Origin of the sequence: Corynebacterium pacaense (assembly GCF_900169525.1) — a bacterium.
GTDB lineage: Bacteria > Actinomycetota > Actinomycetes > Mycobacteriales > Mycobacteriaceae > Corynebacterium > Corynebacterium pacaense.
In genome coordinates this window covers 1,270,482-1,287,770 of record NZ_LT821239.1, presented here as the reverse complement: position 1 = coordinate 1,287,770, position 17,289 = coordinate 1,270,482, and the positions used below count along the sequence as shown (strand labels likewise).

At 63.6% G+C, this 17,289-nt stretch carries 14 protein-coding genes, 1 pseudogene and 1 other annotated feature; of the genes and pseudogenes, 8 read left to right on the top strand and 7 right to left on the bottom strand.

The annotated features are described in order from the left end of the window. The first annotated feature begins 35 nt into the window (after positions 1–35). Positions 36–206 carry a hypothetical protein gene (locus tag B7E02_RS14365; protein WP_179129667.1) on the top strand — a complete coding sequence of 57 codons (171 nt, stop codon included), beginning with the start codon at positions 36–38 and terminating at the stop codon, positions 204–206. On the opposite strand, the gene thrC is transcribed toward B7E02_RS14365, so the two are convergent. Continuing rightward, positions 203–1,648: a threonine synthase gene (gene thrC, locus B7E02_RS06135; RefSeq protein ID WP_080793982.1), complete on the bottom strand. Its 1,446-nt coding sequence runs from the start codon at positions 1,646–1,648 to the stop codon at positions 203–205. The two genes, B7E02_RS14365 and thrC, sit on opposite strands and share 4 nt — an antisense overlap. 125 nt (positions 1,649–1,773) lie before the next feature. On the opposite strand from thrC, the gene B7E02_RS14360 reads away from it, so the two are divergent. Next, on the top strand, positions 1,774–1,947 hold the full coding sequence (locus tag B7E02_RS14360; RefSeq protein WP_179129666.1) for a hypothetical protein: 174 nt from the start codon (positions 1,774–1,776) through the stop codon (positions 1,945–1,947). A gap of 142 nt (positions 1,948–2,089) precedes the next feature. Beyond that, positions 2,090–3,370 carry an MFS transporter gene (locus B7E02_RS06125; protein WP_080793978.1) on the top strand — a complete coding sequence of 427 codons (1,281 nt, stop codon included), beginning with the start codon at positions 2,090–2,092 and terminating at the stop codon, positions 3,368–3,370. Positions 3,371–3,400: 30 nt separating this feature from the next. On the opposite strand, the gene B7E02_RS06120 is transcribed toward B7E02_RS06125, so the two are convergent. Further along, positions 3,401–3,835 (bottom strand): hypothetical protein, encoded by a 435-nt coding sequence (locus tag B7E02_RS06120; protein ID WP_080793976.1) that lies wholly within the window; start codon positions 3,833–3,835, stop codon positions 3,401–3,403. 429 nt (positions 3,836–4,264) lie between these two features. On the opposite strand from B7E02_RS06120, the gene B7E02_RS06115 reads away from it, so the two are divergent. Beyond that, positions 4,265–4,576 carry a transposase gene (locus B7E02_RS06115; protein WP_080792459.1) on the top strand — a complete coding sequence of 104 codons (312 nt, stop codon included), beginning with the start codon at positions 4,265–4,267 and terminating at the stop codon, positions 4,574–4,576. Next, positions 4,537–4,665: a sequence feature (AL1L pseudoknot), on the top strand. (Overlaps the previous gene by 40 nt.) Further along, a complete protein-coding gene (locus B7E02_RS14355; RefSeq protein ID WP_342743706.1) occupies positions 4,576–5,481 on the top strand; it encodes an IS3 family transposase in 906 nt (301 codons plus the stop codon). It overlaps the preceding feature by 90 nt. Before B7E02_RS06115 ends, B7E02_RS14355 begins: the two co-directional genes overlap by 1 nt. Before the next feature lie 37 nt (positions 5,482–5,518). Here B7E02_RS14355 and B7E02_RS06105 read toward each other — a convergent pair. The 4 genes and pseudogenes from B7E02_RS06105 to B7E02_RS06090 all read right to left on the bottom strand — a co-directional run. Then, positions 5,519–6,784: pseudogene (locus B7E02_RS06105) on the bottom strand (IS1380 family transposase); the annotation flags it as partial. A gap of 215 nt (positions 6,785–6,999) precedes the next feature. Further along, positions 7,000–7,662: a biliverdin-producing heme oxygenase gene (locus tag B7E02_RS06100; RefSeq protein WP_080793974.1), complete on the bottom strand. Its 663-nt coding sequence runs from the start codon at positions 7,660–7,662 to the stop codon at positions 7,000–7,002. A 200-nt stretch (positions 7,663–7,862) separates the two neighbouring features. Further along, positions 7,863–10,991: a bifunctional [glutamine synthetase] adenylyltransferase/[glutamine synthetase]-adenylyl-L-tyrosine phosphorylase gene (locus tag B7E02_RS06095; RefSeq protein ID WP_080793972.1), complete on the bottom strand. Its 3,129-nt coding sequence runs from the start codon at positions 10,989–10,991 to the stop codon at positions 7,863–7,865. A 36-nt stretch (positions 10,992–11,027) separates the two neighbouring features. After that, positions 11,028–12,368, bottom strand: coding sequence for a glutamine synthetase family protein (locus tag B7E02_RS06090; RefSeq protein ID WP_080793970.1), 1,341 nt, complete (start codon positions 12,366–12,368; stop codon positions 11,028–11,030). A 195-nt stretch (positions 12,369–12,563) separates the two neighbouring features. Here B7E02_RS06090 and B7E02_RS06085 point away from each other — a divergent pair, with 195 nt between their 5' ends. Together B7E02_RS06085 and B7E02_RS06080 are read left to right on the top strand one after the other, a co-directional pair. After that, a complete protein-coding gene (locus B7E02_RS06085; RefSeq protein WP_080793968.1) occupies positions 12,564–13,709 on the top strand; it encodes a DUF2786 domain-containing protein in 1,146 nt (381 codons plus the stop codon). Positions 13,710–13,796: 87 nt separating this feature from the next. Then, positions 13,797–15,548, top strand: a complete 1,752-nt coding sequence (locus B7E02_RS06080) for a CYTH and CHAD domain-containing protein (RefSeq protein ID WP_080794470.1) — start codon at positions 13,797–13,799, stop codon at positions 15,546–15,548. A gap of 30 nt (positions 15,549–15,578) precedes the next feature. Here the strand turns inward: B7E02_RS06080 and B7E02_RS06075 are convergent, their stop codons facing one another. Continuing rightward, a complete protein-coding gene (locus B7E02_RS06075; protein ID WP_080793966.1) occupies positions 15,579–15,761 on the bottom strand; it encodes a hypothetical protein in 183 nt (60 codons plus the stop codon). A 216-nt stretch (positions 15,762–15,977) separates the two neighbouring features. Between B7E02_RS06075 and B7E02_RS06070 the strand changes: the two genes are divergently transcribed. Continuing rightward, the gene (locus B7E02_RS06070; RefSeq protein ID WP_080793964.1) at positions 15,978–17,285 is read left to right on the top strand and encodes a galactokinase family protein; all 1,308 of its coding nucleotides are present in this window, start codon (positions 15,978–15,980) and stop codon (positions 17,283–17,285) included. The last annotated feature ends 4 nt before the right edge of the window (positions 17,286–17,289 follow it).

Below are 17,289 nucleotides of genomic sequence, written 5' to 3'. Positions count from 1 at the left end.
GCGGCCGTGGCGGCGGTCATGCCCGGTGATCATCCATGTTCATCGGCCAGGCGCGCCGGAAACCATGTCTCCAACGCACGTCCATCGATGCCAACTACACGCTTGTCGACGGACGCAGGAAGGCGGACGAGCACGTCATGGGGTCCCGGCCCGCGCACACCTTCGCGGCCTCGGTTGAGGTAGATACCACCGCGGTCGTCGATTAGCTGCCGTTTCCGGCGGTGATGGATTCGACGATGAAGGTTTTCACCGCTTCAACGTCATTGGGCAGCTCGCTGACATGACGTTCGGCCTCCATGACCGCAGCGAAACGTTCCGGCATCGGTGGCTCCGCTCCGGTTGCCTCAACGATCGTGTCCGCGAATTTCACCGGAAGCGCCGTTTCCAGGCAGATGATCGGCGTGGAGATTCGGTCACGCCACTGCCTGGCGACGTGCACGCCGTCCGCGGTGTGCGGATCGAGCAGAATCCCCAGGCGATCGGACACGTCTCGGATCGTCTCCACCCGGTTGGCGTGACTGGAGCGCCCCGAGGCGAAGCCGTATGTGGTCTCCGCCTGCGAAAATGCGGGGTCCCGGGCGAGGGAGAAACCGCCCTGCTTCACCTGTGTTCCGAAGAGGTCGGCCACACGTGTGGCATCGCGTCCGAGCAGATCGAAGATGAAGCGCTCGAAATTCGAGGCACGCGAAATGTCCATCGACGGGCTCGATGTCTCGAAGGTGTCCGCCGAGCTGCGGACCCGGTAGTCGCCGGTACGGAAGAACTCGTCCAGGACATCATTTTCATTGGTGGCCACAATCAGCCGGTCGATGGGCAGCCCCATTTGGCGGGCGATATGCCCGGCGCAGATGTCACCGAAGTTTCCGGTGGGAACCGAGAAGCTGACCTTCTGCCCGTTGTTCTCGGTAATCCGCAGCCAGGAGGAGACATAATAGACCACCTGCGCCATCAGTCGGGCCCAGTTGATCGAGTTGACCGCGCCGATGCGGTATTCGGCCTTGAACCCGGCATCCGCTGACACCGCCTTGACCACATCCTGGCAGTCATCGAAGACACCATCGAGTGCGATGTTGAAAATGTTGGGATCGTCGAGTCCGAACATCTGCGCCTGCTGGAAGGGGGTCATACGCCCGGCGGGGGTCAGCATGAACACACGGATCCCCTCCCTTCCGCGCATCGCATACTCCGCCGAGGAACCGGTGTCGCCGGAGGTGGCGCCGAGAATATTGATGGTCTCGCCGCGGCGCCCGAGTTCGTATTCGAAGAGCTCACCGAGAAGCTGCATCGCCATATCCTTGAACGCCGCCGTCGGCCCCTGGGAGAGATGCCCGATCCACAGACCGTCATCTAGTTCGGTGACGGGGACGATCTCCTTGCTGGAAAACTTCGGGTAGGTGTAGGCGCGTGCGGTGATCGCCCTGATATCGGCCACCGGGATATCATCAATGAACAGGGAGATCACCTCCGCCGCCAGGGCTGCGTACCCGTCCCCGGCGAGCACACCACGCCAGCGGTTCAGGGTGTCATCATCAATCTGCGGATACTCCGCCGGCAGGTACAGGCCACCGTCGGGGGCGAGTCCGCCGAGCAGAATGTCACTGAAACGAGCCGGGGTGCGGTTGGAGTCGCGCGTCGAAATATAGTCCACGGTTAACAGGGTAGCCGACCACACCCACCGGCACTCCCCCGCACCACACCCATTCCCGTGACAACCCAGCCCCCTTCCAATAGAGTGTTCCTGATCACTCCCCGCGATGATTTAGGATGTGCGCCATGCAAAACCCCCCGGCCCCGGAAAAGGACTTCTCCCTTGAACCGGCCCCCGTGTCCAAACACAACCTCTACGTCCTCATCGGCTGTACCGCCCTTGTCGTGGCTCTCGTCTTTCTCGGACCCTACATCTACCCCTTGATCCAGCAGTTCGACCCCTTCGGGATCTACCAGTAGCGCCCCTCCCCCACCATCCCGAGCGCCACGTCCGACCGCCTGATGGCGTGCGGATCCCGCAACATAGGTAGTATGTACAAATCCATCGCAGGCGTCCGCCTGGCCCCGTGGGTTTAATCGTTGCAGGGAATGAATGTCTTCTATGGCCTCTGATCGGATTTCGCGTCGAGCACTCATCGTCTGGCTGTCGGCGGTACTGATCTACGTCATGGCGATCACCGGGCGCACCTCCTTCGGCGTCGCGGGTGTGGACGCCATAGAAAGATTCGGTATCGACGCCTCCCGCGTCGCGGTGTTCACCTCCGTCCAGCTCGGTGTCTACGCACTCGCCCAGATCCCCACCGGAATACTGGTGGACCGGTTCGGACCACGCAGGCTGCTTGTCGCCGGCGCCCTTGTGATGGCGGCCGGCCAGATTCTGCTCGGGGTCACCAGCAGCTACGGGATCGCCATCGGCGCACGCGTGCTGATCGGTTGTGGCGACGCCACGGCGTTCCTCTCCGTCATGCGACTGCTGCCCTCCTGGTTCCCCATCCGCCGGACTCCGGTGTTCACACAGTTAACCGGTGCCATCGGACAGGTGGGTCAGTTTCTTTCCGCGGTTCCCTTTCTCGCGCTCCTCGGCGCCAGCGGCTGGACCACGGCCTTCGTCAGTCTCGGCGCCGCCGGCGCCCTGGTCGCGCTGGCCGGCGCGCTGGTTGTCCGCGACACACCCGTGCGGGAACCGCAGGTGGCAGCGGTGGGGGCGTCGATAAGCGGGGGCAGGATTCTGGACAACCTGAGGCTGGTTGTCACCAGCCCCTACTGCTGGCAGGGGCTGTTCACGCACTGGACCAACATGTTCCCCCTGGTTGTCTTCCAACTCCTGTGGGGCATGCCCATGATGACGCTGGGCCTCGGGCTGAGTACCGCCCAGGTGGGCATGGTGCTCACGCTGTCCACCATCGGCAATGTCATCGGTGGCCCCTTCGCCGGGATCACCTCCGCGCGTCTGGGCAGAAGGCGTGACGCCTTCGCACTGGGGACCGCGGTCCTCCAGGCCCTGCTGTGGACCTATCTGTTCTTTCCTGCGACACCGCACGGCAATGCTTTCCTCGCCGCGGCGGTGGTCTCCTTCTTCGCCGGGATGATCGTGCCGGCGGCGAACTTCGGCTTCGACACCGTGCGCGAACGGGTAGACCGCTCACTCAATGCCACCGGAACCGGCTTTGCCAACATGGGCGGGTTCTCCGCGGCGATGCTATCGACGCAGCTCCTCGGGCTCCTGCTCGATCGCCATTCCCACGGGCAGGCCTATGCGTGGGCGGATTTCCGATACGCCTGGCTCGCCGTGCTCGTCGTGTGGTTGCTCGGGATTATCGGGTACGCGATCTGTCTGCTCATCGTCTCCAGGCACCAGCGACCCCGGCCCCGCGTGGTGTAGCGATCACGGGCGGGGCCGGGGCCGGTGTGATCAGAAGTGTCGACCGGGTCCGAAGGGACCGAAGTTTCCATAACCCCGACCACGGTGGCCCCTTCCATCCGGACGCTCGGCGCCGAGAATGAAGCCGTCAACGATGTTCTTGACGGCATCGCCGACCTCGTTGATCAGGTCCGCCGCGGGGTCACGCTGCGGACGGGGACGGCGCCGGTACCGGGTGTCCTCGTCCGCGTCGACGATGTCATCAACATAGAGGGGGCCGTCCTCGGGGTCGGCGTCCTCCGCCTCGTCGAGCCCACCGAACACGTCGTCGGGTTGAAGGTCGCCGTCGAATTCAATGCTGAGGACCGAACCCTCGAAGTTGAGTTTCTCATCCGGGTCGACGCCGAGCTGGTGGGCGTATCCGATAACCGCCGCCACCTCTGCGAATGTGGCATCTGAAAGATCGATGGTGAGTTTGATGGCCATTGTTTGTCAATCCTATCCCTGATACGTACTGCTTCCGGTGAACTAGACCCGAGCGTACGTTCGCCATCACCGCCTGTAAACCACTTAGCCTCAATCCACCGATCGGCTTTCGGTGGTGAGCTGATTTTCACTGCAGGCGTCCTCGGAACTTTGAAGCAGGGGTGACCCCCAGATCACGGTCATCTGGTTGTTCCACGAATTGTTGTCATCTCGGTAGCCGATACATCGGCTGGGTGGTCAGACTGCTGCTGCTGGTGGTGGTGAATGGGTATGGCAGAACAGTCGAGTCCACTGCGGTTGCCACTTCCACTGCTCGGGCAGGTGCAGAACCAGCCGTCGTGCACTACGGGCAGTGCGGGCCGGAACGGTTACTAACTGGTTCGCCCCGGGTTTAATGGAGGGTAGGAAATTGGAAAAGGAAACCCTTACATGCCCACCAAATACACTGTCGAGCTCAAGCAGCGCGCTGTAGAACTCGTGCTCCACGCTCAAGCTGATCCCGTCACCGCCCGGGGCGCGGTCACCCGCATCGCCGACGAACTCGGCGTGAGCAAGGAAACCCTGCGCGTCTGGGTCCGCACCCACAAGCAATCCGGAACCGACACACCGGCCGAATCGATGGACCTGGAAACAGAAAACCGCAGGCTGCGGGCCGAGCTCGCCGAAGCCAAACGCGCCAACGAGATCCTCAAGAAAGCCTCGGCTTTTTTCGCGGCGGAGCTCGACCGCCCACACAAGTAATCGTCACCTTCATCGACGACAACCGTGCTCAGTTCGGGGTCGAGCCCATCATCCGCGTCCTGGCCACCACCAGCGCGAAGATAGCCCTGAGCACGTATTACGCCCACAAATCACGGCCTGAATCAGCCCGGTCCATCCGGGACAAGCAGATCACCCGGGCACTGCGCCGGATCTTCGAAGACAACTACTCATGTTACGGCGCCCGGAAGCTGTGGGCGGAGATCAACCGCGAGGCCACCTTCGGTCACGTCGCCCGCTGCACCGTCGAGCGTCTCATGGCGACCGACGGGCTGAAGGGGATCCGGCGGCGGAAGAAAAGACCGTCAACTCGCAGCGCCGACGCCGGCGAGTGTCCTGTCGACCTGGTGGAGCGCAACTTCGCCGTGACCGCGCCGAATATGCTGTGGGTCGCCGATATCACCTATATCCCCACCCGGGCCGGGTGGGTGTATGCGGCGTTTGTGTTGGACGCCTACACCCGTGAGATCATCGGTTGGCAAGTGACGAACCACATGCGGGTCTCGTTGGCCCGCGATGCCTTGGATATGGCCCTGTCGGCTCGTCTTCGCGCTGGTGAGGACGTCTCTGGGCTGATCCACCACAGCGACCGTGGAGTGCAATACCGCTCTATTACCTACGGCGAGTCATTGGCGGAGTCGAAGGTCGTGGCCTCGGTCGGATCCCGCGGCGACTCCTATGACAACGCGATGGCCGAGGCGTTGAATTCGATGTTCAAGGCCGAGCTGATCGACCGCAGGACGTGGCCGGCGCTGACCGATGTGATCGTGGCGACCTCGAAGTGGATCGGGTGGTACAACAACCGCCGGTTGCACTCCGCACTGGCTCATCGCCCGCCGAAGGAAGTTCACCAGGAATGGCAGAAGTATCAGGCCTACGCGGCCTGATCGACAAGTAAATCACCCTCTACAAAACCCGGGGCTTGACAAACCTTCGTCGGATCGTTGCCGTGGTCGCCTTGGCCAGCCCGGCGCCGGCGACGACACCAACGGTGCGGGTGAGGTTGAATGCCATCACCGCCAACACCAGCCACGCCGCATTTGCGGTGAACTTCCCGGACGGCATATGCGCCAGAGCGCTGTTCTTCAGATCGGCGTTGACCTGCTCAATGACCGCATGCTGGCGGTGGGTCTTATCGGCTGTAACGGTATCTAGGGCACTGGTGGTGAACACCGCGTGGAACCGGTGCAGATCAAACAACCCCGGCTCATCAACGTCCTTTTTGTTCAGCTCCGGGATCCGGCGCACCACCAGGCGACCAGGGACCTGCTGGGGCTCCTTCTGCGAGGCGAACGCGGTGAACGGTACTTCAGCGACCTCCGCCACCGAAATCCAACGCCTGGTGTCTTCGTCGAAGATCGCGTTAGGGTACTGGATGGTCTGCCACCGGTTGTCGGGAATCGTGGCGATGGCGCGTTGGACCGGGGCGGTCATCCGGGCGGTGACCGACACATCAGCCCCCGCCTTCAGCGCCGCACTGATACTCGGATGCCCGTAATATGCCGAGTCCGCCCGGACCAGGATTTTCTGTTGCTGCATTCCCGGCAGGCGTCGGGTGGTAGCGATCGCATCGGCGATCAGACGCCCGGCCCCGCGGGGTGATCCGCACGAACCACGGCGCAGACGCTGGGCCACGACCACCGGAGCACAATCCTTCGTGGTGACCGTGGACACCAGGGCATTGAGTCCTCGTACCCCGGAGTACCCAAAGCCGGAGCCTTGCTTGTGGTGTCCGTGGACTTCGATGATCGTGTCGTCGACATCGACGAAGGCATAATCATTGCTGCTGGTAGTAGGCATGAGGGCCGGTGCTTGCCCGGCGAGGTTGGCCAGGAATCGGGAAGCGACCGCATCGAGTTGGCGGACATGCCCGAAGGTGAACGACCGGAGGAAGGAACCCAGGGTCGACGGCGCATATATCCGGTCGAATAGTGTGCTCATCGCGCCGTGGCGTAACAGTTCCATATCGTCGATGGAATCAGCGCCGGCGAGCATCCCGGCGACAAGTGTGGCGATCTTTGCCCCGGCGTTGGCGCCCTTGTCGGTGGGCACGCTCAACCGGTCCTGGGCCAGGGTGGACAGACCGGCCTCATCGGCTAGCCGCATGACCGGAACCAGACCAGCGGATGCCACGAGATTCGGGTCATCGAATGATGATGACACCGCAGCGGGAGTATGAGATAATTGCATCTACGAGATGCTCTTTCTTGATGTGGGATACGGACCTTAGACAAGTCGTATTTTCCCAGATCAGAAGAGCATTTCTTTTCTTCCCACGCCGCTGGAACCCGAACTACATCGGTGGATCCGGGCTTAGGGGCAAAGTTCAGGGTAGACCCCGAGGTTGTCCATGGGGCGTCCACCCGGCGCCCGGCTGACCCCGCGCGGACGGGATCCGGCGGGCCCTAGCCCAGATCCGCGAACACCTGCTGGTTGAAGGTAAAAGCCTCAGCCGCCTCATTCAGCAGCGTCCTGCGCTCCGGCCCACTGAGGAAGAGGGAGTCGAGTGCGTTCCGGTAGCCATCCTTGTACGGCTTCAGTTTGTCGATCCCCTCGAAGCGGTAGAAGCTCAGGGCGGTTTCATCGACGCCGTACTCACGGGCGACGATCCGGGAGATGATCTGGCCACCGGAGAGATCGCCGAGGTAACGGACGTAGTGGTGGGCGAGCAGTCGCGGGAAATCGCGGGCATCCCGGATCTGCCTGAGCCGCGAGACATAGGCAGCGGTGGCCGGTGAGGCATGGACTGTGGGACGCCACCGTGAACCACCGTGGAGAAGGGTGAGGTCCCGGTCCAGGGCGGCCGTTCGCTCCAGCCGCGGATCAAGGAGAGAACCTGCCCTGGAATCGTCCGCCACCGCACGCGCGGCCTCCTCGAGTGCCGTGTAGAAGAGCCAGGACTGCTCCTGGAGTCGGATGAAGGCCACCGAATCCAGCCTTCCGCCGAGTAGATCATCCATGAAGGACGAGTGTTCGGCCTGCTGATGGGCCCTGGCGGTGTGCGTCTTCAGTTCCTGGGACAGTGCCAGGGCATTCTGTTCGGTCGACTGTGCCACGGCACTGGTCATGGGGGATCTCCTCGGGTGCAGGCTCGGCGTTGACCACGCCGTGCTGGTGAATGGGGCCCGTCCGGAGCCCGCCGGCTCCGGACGGGAACCGGAAAACTAATAAAGCAACCCTAACTAAGGGTAACCAAAGTAGTAATCGGTCTTTAGTTTGAACTTGGCCCCACCTCGGGAGATCAACCCCTTCGGATCGAAGGGGATTTCTAGGGCTCCATCGTGTCCAGCCCCCAGAAGACCTCATCGACGACGTGCCGGCTCTTCCTGGTCACCCTGAGATAGTTCTCCAGATACTCCTGGTACTCCGTGGGATCCCACCCGGAGGCGCCCGCGACCTGCGCCAGATGCGGACCCGGCGGTGGCAGCTGATCGGTGCGTTTACCCCGCACCAGCACGAGCGCATTCCGCGCACGGGTGGCGGTCAACCACGCCTCACGCAGCGCCTGGGCCTGCGCCGGTGTGATGATCCGCTTGTCCTCCACCACGTCGAGTACTGCAAGGGTCGAGGTGTTGTGCAGCTCCGGAATCTCATGGGCGTGGAGCATGGTGAGCAACTGTGTGGTCCACTCGATGTCAGTGAGGGCACCGCGTCCGAGCTTGGTGTGGGTGTTGCGATCCGCACCCCTGGGCAACCTCTCCGCATCCACCCGCGCCTTCATTCTGCGCACCTCACGGATCTGCGCCTCCGTGGCACCGTTTTCCGGGTACCGGAAGGGGTCAATGGCCTCAAGGAAGCGGATTCCGAGATCACGGTCCCCGGCGATCCACGTAGCCCGCAGCAGCGCCTGGACCTCCCACACCTCCCCCCACCGCTGGTAATACTGGACATAGGAGTCGAGCGTCCGCACCACCGCGCCGGAACGGCCCTCGGGGCGCAGTCCAAGATCCACCTCAAGGGGCGGATCATCGGAGGGTTTTGCCAGCCGCGAACGCATGGAATCACAGATGTCGATCGACCATCTAAGCGCCTCGCCCTCATCCGCGCCGGGCTCGGGCTCGCAGACGAACATCACGTCCGCAACCGAGCCGTATCCCAGTTCCGCACCGCCCAGCCTGCCCATTCCGATGACCGAGATCCTCGCCGGTGCCGTACCCGGCCCCTCCCCCGCACCGACAGCCGCGCGGATCTCCGCCTTCAGTGCCGCGTCCAGCACCGCGTCCCACACCAGGGACAGGCTGCGGCAGACCTCCTCCACGCTGAGCAGGTTGAGCAGGTCCGCCGAGGCTATACGGGCGAGTTCCAGGCGCCGGAGCGAACGTGCGGCCGAGATGGCCTTGTCCGGATTGCTGTGCCGCGACACCGTCGCCTGGATCGCCTTGCTCACCTGATCCGGGGCCGTGTCGAGGAGTTTGGGTCCATTGGCACCGTCACCGAGCTGTTTGATGAAATCCGGCGCCGCGATGATCAGTGCCGCCGTGTAGGGGGAGTTTCCCAGAATGCGCATCAGGCGCTGACCGACGACGCCCTCATCGCGCAGCATCCGCAGGAACCAACTCCGGTCATAGGCGGCATCGGAGAGCTTCCGGTAGTTCAACAGACCGGCATCCGGATCCGCCGTCTGGGACAGCCACTCCATCAGCGTCGGCAGCAGCATCGACTGAATCTTGGCCTTGCGGGAATTTCCCGCGGCGAGCGCGGTGAGGTGCTCGTAGGCGCGCACCGGATGCTGATACCCCAGCGCACCGAGCTGCAGCTTCGCGGCCTCCGGTGTCAGCTTGATGGCACCGACGCTGAAGTTGACCACCGAGTTGAGCAGCGGCCGGTAGAACAGCTGACTGTGCAGTGACTGGATCTGCAGTCTCACCAGACGCAGGTACTGCTCCATGGCCTTGGCGGAGCTGCGCTCACCGGAGGCGGTGAATCCTGCTGCGCGGGCGAGCCAACGCATGTTCATCCTGTCATCAGCACGCGGCAGGGAGTGGGTGCGCCTGAGTCTCTCGAGCTGCAGGCGGTGTTCGAGCAGACGGAGAAACTCATAGGCCTCGATCAGCCTCGTGCCGTCCTCCCTACCCACGTAACCACCCTCCACCAGCGCACTCAGCGCCTCGACCGTGGAGCGCACACGCAGCGTCTCATCCGAACGCCCGTGCACCATCTGCAGCAGCTGGACCGCGAATTCAACATCCCTCAGCCCACCGCGTCCGAGTTTGAGCTCCCGGTCGCGCATGTCCTCGGGTACATTGTCCAGGACCCGACGGCGCATCGCCTGGACATCATCGACGAAGGATTCCCGCTGGCTGGCGCTCCACACCAGTGGCGCGAGCGCCCCGATGTACTCCCGGCCGAGCTCCATCGTGCCGGTCATCGGCCGTGCCTTGAGCAGTGCCTGGAACTCCCAGGTCTCGGCCCACCGTTTGTAGTAGGCGAGATGGGAATCGAGGGTTCGCACCAGGGCTCCGCTCTTGCCCTCGGGACGGAGCGCGGCATCAACCTCGAAAAAGGAGTTGCAGCCGATGCGGATGAACTCGGCGGCGAGCCTTGTCGATTTCGAGTGGGCCGGCTCGGCGATAAAGACGACATCCACATCCGAGATGTAGTTGAGTTCCTGGGCCCCGCACTTGCCCATGGCAATGACACTGAGCCGCGCATCGACCGGTTTCTCCCCGTAGACGCCGGCGATCGCAACGGACAGGGCTGCCGTCAGTGCGGCATCGGCGAGATCGCTCAGACGCCGTGTCACCACCGTGAAGGGGACACTGGGCTGCCCCTCACGACGATGATCGGCGGGGAAGCTGCCGGCCAGATCGAGAGCGGCCAATCGCATCAACAGACTCCGGTAGGTCAGCCGGAGTTCACGTTCCGCCTCCGCACCGATGAGCGTGGCACGATAGGTCCCGGGTGTACTCAGATCATCGCTGGCGGTATCCCGCCGCTGGTCTGCTTCGGCCAGTTCCACCCGCGCGGGCGCCGCACCGACCGAGGCCAGCATTTCCGCGAACATCTCCTCGCGTGTCGGTGCGTCCTCGAGCAGCAGCTTCCACTGCAATGGATTGGCCACCAGGTGGTCACCGAGCGCCGAGGACCCTCCGAGCATGGACAGCACCCGGATTCGCAGTGCGGTGTTCTCCCGCAGTGCCATATCGAACTCCTCACGAAGCCCCTGCCCCTCCTCCTCGAGGGCGCGGTAGAGCCTGACGAGGAGGTTCAGCGCCACATCAGGGTCGCCCGCCCCGGACAACGACCACAGCATCCGGAGCGATTCGGTGTTCCGCCAACCCAACCATTCCAGATCGTCGCGGGCATGGGCGGATTTCAGGGACAGTGCCGCGATGGTCGGTAGCGGGTCCCTGACAAATCCCACCCGTTCCGTGCGTGCGTCCTCCGGGGTTGTCACCGCTTACTCACTCTCCTTCAACGTGGGTGCTGCAAGCTAGTAGTCGAGGTTGGTTCTCAGTTCCCAGGGCGTGATCTGCTCCTGGTAATCACGCCATTCACGCCACTTGTTGCGGAGGAAGTACTCGAAAACGTGCTCACCGAGCACCTCGGCGACGAAGTCGGACTTCTCCATCGTGCGCAGCGCCTGATCGAGGCTGGCCGGAAGATCCTCGTAGCCCATCGCCACCCGCTCCCTGCGGGACAGGTTGGAGATATCATCCTCCGCCGGATCATCGAGTTCATATCCCTCCTTGACGCCCTTGAGCCCCGCGCCGAGGAGTACGGAGAAGGCCAGGTAGGGATTGCAGGCGGTGTCGGGCAGCCGCACCTCGACCCGCCTGGACTCGGCCTTGTTCAGACGGTAGGTGGGAACACGCACCAGCGCTGAACGATTGGACATTCCCCAGGTTGCGGTTGTCGGAGCCTCGTTGCCGTAGACGATGCGCTTGTAGGAGTTCGCCCACTGGTTGGTCACTGCGGTGAATTCCGGGGCATGCCGAAGGATTCCCGCGACGAACTGCTTGGCGGTCTGGGACAGCATGTAGGGGTCATCGGGGTCATGGAAGGCGTTCTCATCACCCTCGAAGAGGGACATGTGCGTGTGCATGGCTGATCCGGCGTGGTCACGGAAGGGCTTGGGCATGAAGGATGCCGCGACCCCCTGGTCGCGTGCAACCTGCTTCATGATGTAGCGGAAGGTCATCACATTGTCCGCCACCGTCATCGCGTCGGCGTGACGAAGATCCATCTCCTGCTGCCCCGGCGCGGTCTCATGGTGCGAGAACTCCACCGGAATACCCAGTTCCTCCAGCGCCAGCATCGCATTTCTGCGGAAATTCGGCGCCTCATTGAATGTCGCCTGATCAAAGTACCCGCCATTGTCCGTGGGCACCGGCGGTTGTCCGTCCGTGCGCAGGCTCTTGACAAGGTAGAACTCGATTTCCGGGGAGATCATGCAGGTCAGTCCCTCGTCCGCGGCCAACTGAACCTGTCGACGCAGAACCTGGCGGGGGTCGGAGTAGCTCGGCTGCCCATCGGGCATGGTGACATCGCAGAACATTCTCGCGGCCTGCAGCCTGGAACCGTCCGCCTCCAGGGGCAGGACCTGGAAGGTGGAGGGGTCGGGCCTGGCAATGGTGTCAGCCTCGGAGACACGGGCGTAACCCTCGATGGCGGAACCGTCGAAACCGATGCCCTGGTCGAAGGCGGACTCGACCTCGGCGGGAGCGACGACGACCGATTTGAGGTGACCGAGGATATCGGTGAACCACAGTCGGACGAACTTGATGTCACGCTCCTCGATGCTGCTTAGGACGAATTCCTGTTGACTGTTCATGCAGACCAATTTACGCAGCGGGTGGACGCAGGTTTGAAAACTCGGGAAGTCGGGCGATAACGGGGGTGGTTTTAGCGACCGTTCGCCGATGTCCAGACATGTTTCTGCAGCTTCGGGGGTGGTCCGTGTCCCGACCTTCTGATTAGGTACGAAACGCAGGTAGTTCTCGCACACAATAGCTAAAAGGAGCCCGTCATGGCAATCCCCCGAAACTCCTCCTCCACCTCCACCGACCACGAATGGACACGGAGGGAATACTCGCAATCCCTTACCGGACTGATCAGCAACCGGATCACCGTCCTGGCAACCCGGGGCTGGACCCCCGGGGACCTCCGCCACGAACTCGGCGGCCGGGTCGAGCCTCTCCTGTTCCTGGCACTCCCCAGGATTGCAACCACGGCCCCTGGCCGGATCGCGGAATTGTGGATGCGCGATACGCCCCCGTGCCACCTGGGCGATCCCGAGATCGGCGCGCTCGAGAAGATGCTGAGGGATCTCCAGCACCTGGGATCACTGGACGAATGGGAGATCCTCTCCACCGGGGATCCACTGGAGGAGGAGGCGAGATTCCTCGCCGGGCTCTCCCCGCAGCAGCGAAAGGCCCACCATCGTATCCACGCACTGCTGAAGAAGGCGGAATCCACCAGCTTTGAAAAGGAGGCGGAAACACTGATCGACAAGGCCGAGCAGCTGCGCCAGCAGTATCGCATCGAGGCGGTGATCTCGGACCTGTACTCCCCCGGGATGAGGCCGGGCCTCGTCGCCACCAGGGTCAGAATCGGAGCCCCGTGGATCAGGCATCAGTTCCGGCTGCTCTCCACCGTTGCCCGGGCCCATTCCTGCGCACCCCTGCTGCTGACGGGATCGGGAATCTCCACCGTGATTGGAACCTCCGAGGATGTCGCCCATGTGATTGACCTGTTCACCAGCCTCAACCGGCAACGGGACCACTTCATGCGGCGGGCGCCCGGGGCCCAGGCGGCGAGGGAGAACAACGAAACCTCCAGCTACCGCCACTCCTTCATGATCGCCTACGCGTCGAACATCGGATCGCTGCTCAGGAGGGCTGCCGACGAGGTCGTCGATTCCCTCGGCGATGTCGCACCAGAGGCCCCGGGATCGGTGGTCGCCGCGTTCGAGGACAGGCGCCGACGTGCGGAATCCACACTGCACGAGTTCTTCCCGGACACCACGTCATTCCGGCTGCGGGCCTACCACACCTCCGGATACCGTGACGGACGTGACGCCGCTGCCCGATCCAGAATCGGCGGCGACTCTGCGGGGCTGGCGGGTAGGCGACCAATGGATCCGGGGACGCAGAACGGCCCGATGTCCGCGTAGCATGAGCAATGAGTAACAGAAGGTGCGCACCCGAATTCCGAATATCGCGTGCGCCTTCACCAGTGCTGCTAGGAATGGATTATGAATATGCGTCGGTACATGGAAATTGAAACCAAATTCTCCGTCAGTGCCTCCACCGGGGTTCCGGATCTCACCGCGATAGCATGGGTGGACAGGGTCGGGAAATCCGAGACCCACCTACTCAGCGCCATCTACTTCGACACCGTCGATCTCCGCCTCACCCGCTCCAAGATCACCCTGCGGCGCAGAACCGGCGGTAATGATGCCGGATGGCACATCAAGTTTCCCGGCGAGGTCGGCCGGGAGGAACTTCAGGTTCCTCTCGATGAGGCCGGCGGCGATGAACACACGGTCCCTCGGGAGATCCTCGGCCAGGTACGCGCGATCATCAGAGGCGCGGGCCTCAACCCTATCGCGCGGGTGGACAATGAACGGCACACCTCCTACCTGGAGGATGAGGAGGGAACCGAGATCGCGGAGTTCTGCGACGATCACGTGAGCACGGAATCCTTCCTGCCCGGTGGGGCACGTCAGATGTGGCGGGAGTGGGAACTGGAGCTCACCCCTGCGGTCGGCGATTCCGATGTCGCGACCGAACTCATGGCCTCGGCGATCGAGGTTCTCACCGCTGCCGGAGGTTACCTCTCGGAGTCACCCTCCAAACTGGTCTCGGCGCTCGGAACTTCGATCAACAACGCCCCCCATCCCCCGGAGATGGCCGATCTCCCCAAGGGATCACCCGCCCGGGCGGTTCTCAAGGCCATCAAAGCCAATGCGGACAAGATCGTCGAATACGATCCCAAGGTCCGCGCCGATGAGTTTGATTCCGTCCACCAGATGCGCGTGGCCACCCGGGAGCTTCGAAGCCACATGCAGACCTTCGAGGGAATTCTCGGTGGCACGGAATATCTGCAGCTGGAGAAGGAACTCAAGGCTCTGGCCTCCGTACTGGGCAGGGCCCGCGATGCCGAGGTGATTGAGGAGAGACTCACCGAACTGCTCAACGCCGAGGACGAGACCGTGGTGGATGAGGCGACCAGGGCCGAACTCATCGAGGATCTGGGCAGGGTGTACCAGCGGGAATGGGCGCGGGTGATCCGCAGTCTCGATGATGACAGGTACACTAACCTGCTCCAGTCCCTCGAACAGTTACTGTCCAATCCACCATTGGTCACCAATCCCCATGCCGAACCCGGTGCTGAACCGGACACCGAACCCGGTTCGGAACCGCAGGCCGAGCCCGGTGCCGAGGAAGATTTGCGCTCCCCCGAGTCCGGGGAGGGAGAGGTCTCCGGTGGCGGGAAGGTAAAGGACGAAAAGGAATCCGGAGACAGCCGGTCGGAGGAGGTCGACGCGGCCGGGGTCCTTCTCGCGCACCTGGACAAGGCCCATTCAAAGCTGGTCAAACTGCACAAAAAGGCCGTCAAGGAATGGAACGAGGATGTTCCCGTCGCCGAGCGCGAGGAGAACTTCCACAATGTGCGCAAGGCCGTGAAGAAGCTCCGTTACAGTGCCGAGGCGGTCGGCGACGCCACTGAGGTCAACACCAAGAAACTCTACAAGGCGTGCAGCAGGCTGCAGTCGGTGCTGGGAGATTTCCAGGATGCGGTGACCTCACGGGACGAGATTCTCCACCGCGCCAAACGCGCCCACCGAAGTGGCCTGGACACCTTCGTGTACGGCGTCCTCTATCAGCGCGAACAGGCTCTGTCCCGGGACTACCTGAAGGGATACGCCGACGCATACACGCAGGTGGCCAAGGCTTACAAGGCCCTGAACCCCGGCATCGAATCGGTACGGAAGAAGAGCCGGGGCTAAAGCCCAGGCGGGTGGGAGGGCCCTGAGGAACTACTGCTCCTGTTCGTCCCAGTCATCGGCGGCCTCATTGCGCTGCTGGGAGATCTGCAGCGCCTCGCGGGCCTCCTGCTCGGTGTCATAGGGCCCCATCCGGTTCTCGAAACCCGACTTCTTCCCCTGCGACACCTCGCCGGTGGAGAGATCGTAATACCACTTGTAGTCCTCGACAGCCATGTCAAACTCCTTCGCTCGCATTGTCATCAGTTCTTCGGTTCTCCTGGGAGTCCCCTTAACCACTATAGTTAGCGCATCCCACCGGGGTCCGGTGCCCGCGGCCTGCCCCTGCGACTACACTGGGCGCGTACCGTTGCACCCGCTGTCCACCGAGGCCCGCCGATCCCCAGCGCGCCGGACAGCTTCGAGATCAACCCCGGGAGGGCCCGCATCCTCATGCCCATCTGGCAACCACGACTGAACAACCCCGCCGGGGAACCGATCGGGACGACCCCCCGGGAACTCGCGGCCGCCTCCATCGCCTATCATCGCGAACTGTTCAACGAGGAGCCGACGGGGACCGCGACGGCCCCGGCAACCTGGTCGCTGATCGGCGAGCACACCGATCACGCCGGGGGCATCGTGGTTGCGGCCCTGGCGCAGTGGACTACGTCCGTGTCGGTGGCGCCCGCCAGCGGCGACACCGTTTCGGTCGCCATCGTCGGGGAGGGCGGCGTCGACAGGCGGGAGGCGGAGTTCGCCGAGATCCTGGCACTGGCGGCAGCCAAGCAGGACGAGGATCCGGTGCGGGCGACCCCGCCGCCCCCGGCCGGACCGGAGATCCGACTCGGGGGCCTCGTCTGGACCATGGTGCACCGCCAACTGCTCTCACGTGACACGCGTGGGGTCAACATCACCGTCATCTCCACGATCCCGCAGGGGTGCGGCCTTGGTGAGGATGCCGCCCTGGAGACGGCCACCGCGCTGGCGCTGTACGCCGAGGATACCCGGGAGGCTCCGGTTCGCGCCCGCCTGGCGGAAGCGTGCACCCAGGCGGCGATCATGTTCAACCCCACGGCCCCGCTGCGCGCACGACACACCGTGGCACTGCGGGGTGACCGTTCCCGGGTGTCAGTGGTCAACTACGCCGACTGTTCGGTCACCCAGATCGCCCACCCTGTCAGTGCCACATCAGGACTCCGGGCACTCGCCGTGTCCGCACCGTTCACCCCCGGAACCGCCGGCGGAAACACTACCGAACCGCAGGTGCTCCTGCAGCGTCGACGCTTCCTCGATGAGGCGGCCCGCGCGTTCAGCGTGGAATCCCTCCGGCTGCTCCCCGATGCCCCCACCCGGGTCGCCGACTGGTTGGCCGCGATGCACGAGGTCGTCTCCCGACCGGATCTGCCCACCCTCACCGCCGCGCGGGACTGGCTGGGGTTCTGGGAGGATGAAACGCTGCGCGCCCAGCGGACCGTCAGCGCGCTGCGCTCCAGACGTCGTTCAGACATCGCCCGGCTCCTCGGCGAATCCCAGGAGGATCTCGGCGCTCGTTATCAGCTGATCTCCACGGACGGCGCACTGGCACAACTGTGCCTGGCACGCGGTGCGCTGAGTGCACGCAGCTCCAGCGCCGGGTTGTCATCGGCGGTCATTGTGCTTATCGACGCCCGCAGCACCGAAAACTTCAGCGCCGACCTCTCCGCCGACGGTCTGCTCGTGGTCCCCCTCGACCACGGGGACGTGGCCTCGCCGGCCTCATAGGCCC

Coding starts and splice junctions, on each gene's coding strand:
- B7E02_RS14365 (WP_179129667.1), top strand. CDS start 36: ATGTTCATCGGCCAGGCGCGCCGGAAACCATGTCTCCAACGCACGTCC.
- B7E02_RS06125 (WP_080793978.1), top strand. CDS start 2,090: ATGGCCTCTGATCGGATTTCGCGTCGAGCACTCATCGTCTGGCTGTCG.
- B7E02_RS06115 (WP_080792459.1), top strand. CDS start 4,265: ATGCCCACCAAATACACTGTCGAGCTCAAGCAGCGCGCTGTAGAACTC.
- B7E02_RS06070 (WP_080793964.1), top strand. CDS start 15,978: ATGCCCATCTGGCAACCACGACTGAACAACCCCGCCGGGGAACCGATC.
- B7E02_RS06075 (WP_080793966.1), bottom strand. CDS start 15,761: ATGGCTGTCGAGGACTACAAGTGGTATTACGATCTCTCCACCGGCGAG.
- B7E02_RS06090 (WP_080793970.1), bottom strand. CDS start 12,368: ATGAACAGTCAACAGGAATTCGTCCTAAGCAGCATCGAGGAGCGTGAC.
- B7E02_RS14360 (WP_179129666.1), top strand. CDS start 1,774: ATGCAAAACCCCCCGGCCCCGGAAAAGGACTTCTCCCTTGAACCGGCC.
- B7E02_RS06100 (WP_080793974.1), bottom strand. CDS start 7,662: ATGACCAGTGCCGTGGCACAGTCGACCGAACAGAATGCCCTGGCACTG.
- B7E02_RS06085 (WP_080793968.1), top strand. CDS start 12,564: ATGGCAATCCCCCGAAACTCCTCCTCCACCTCCACCGACCACGAATGG.
- B7E02_RS06080 (WP_080794470.1), top strand. CDS start 13,797: ATGCGTCGGTACATGGAAATTGAAACCAAATTCTCCGTCAGTGCCTCC.
- B7E02_RS06120 (WP_080793976.1), bottom strand. CDS start 3,835: ATGGCCATCAAACTCACCATCGATCTTTCAGATGCCACATTCGCAGAG.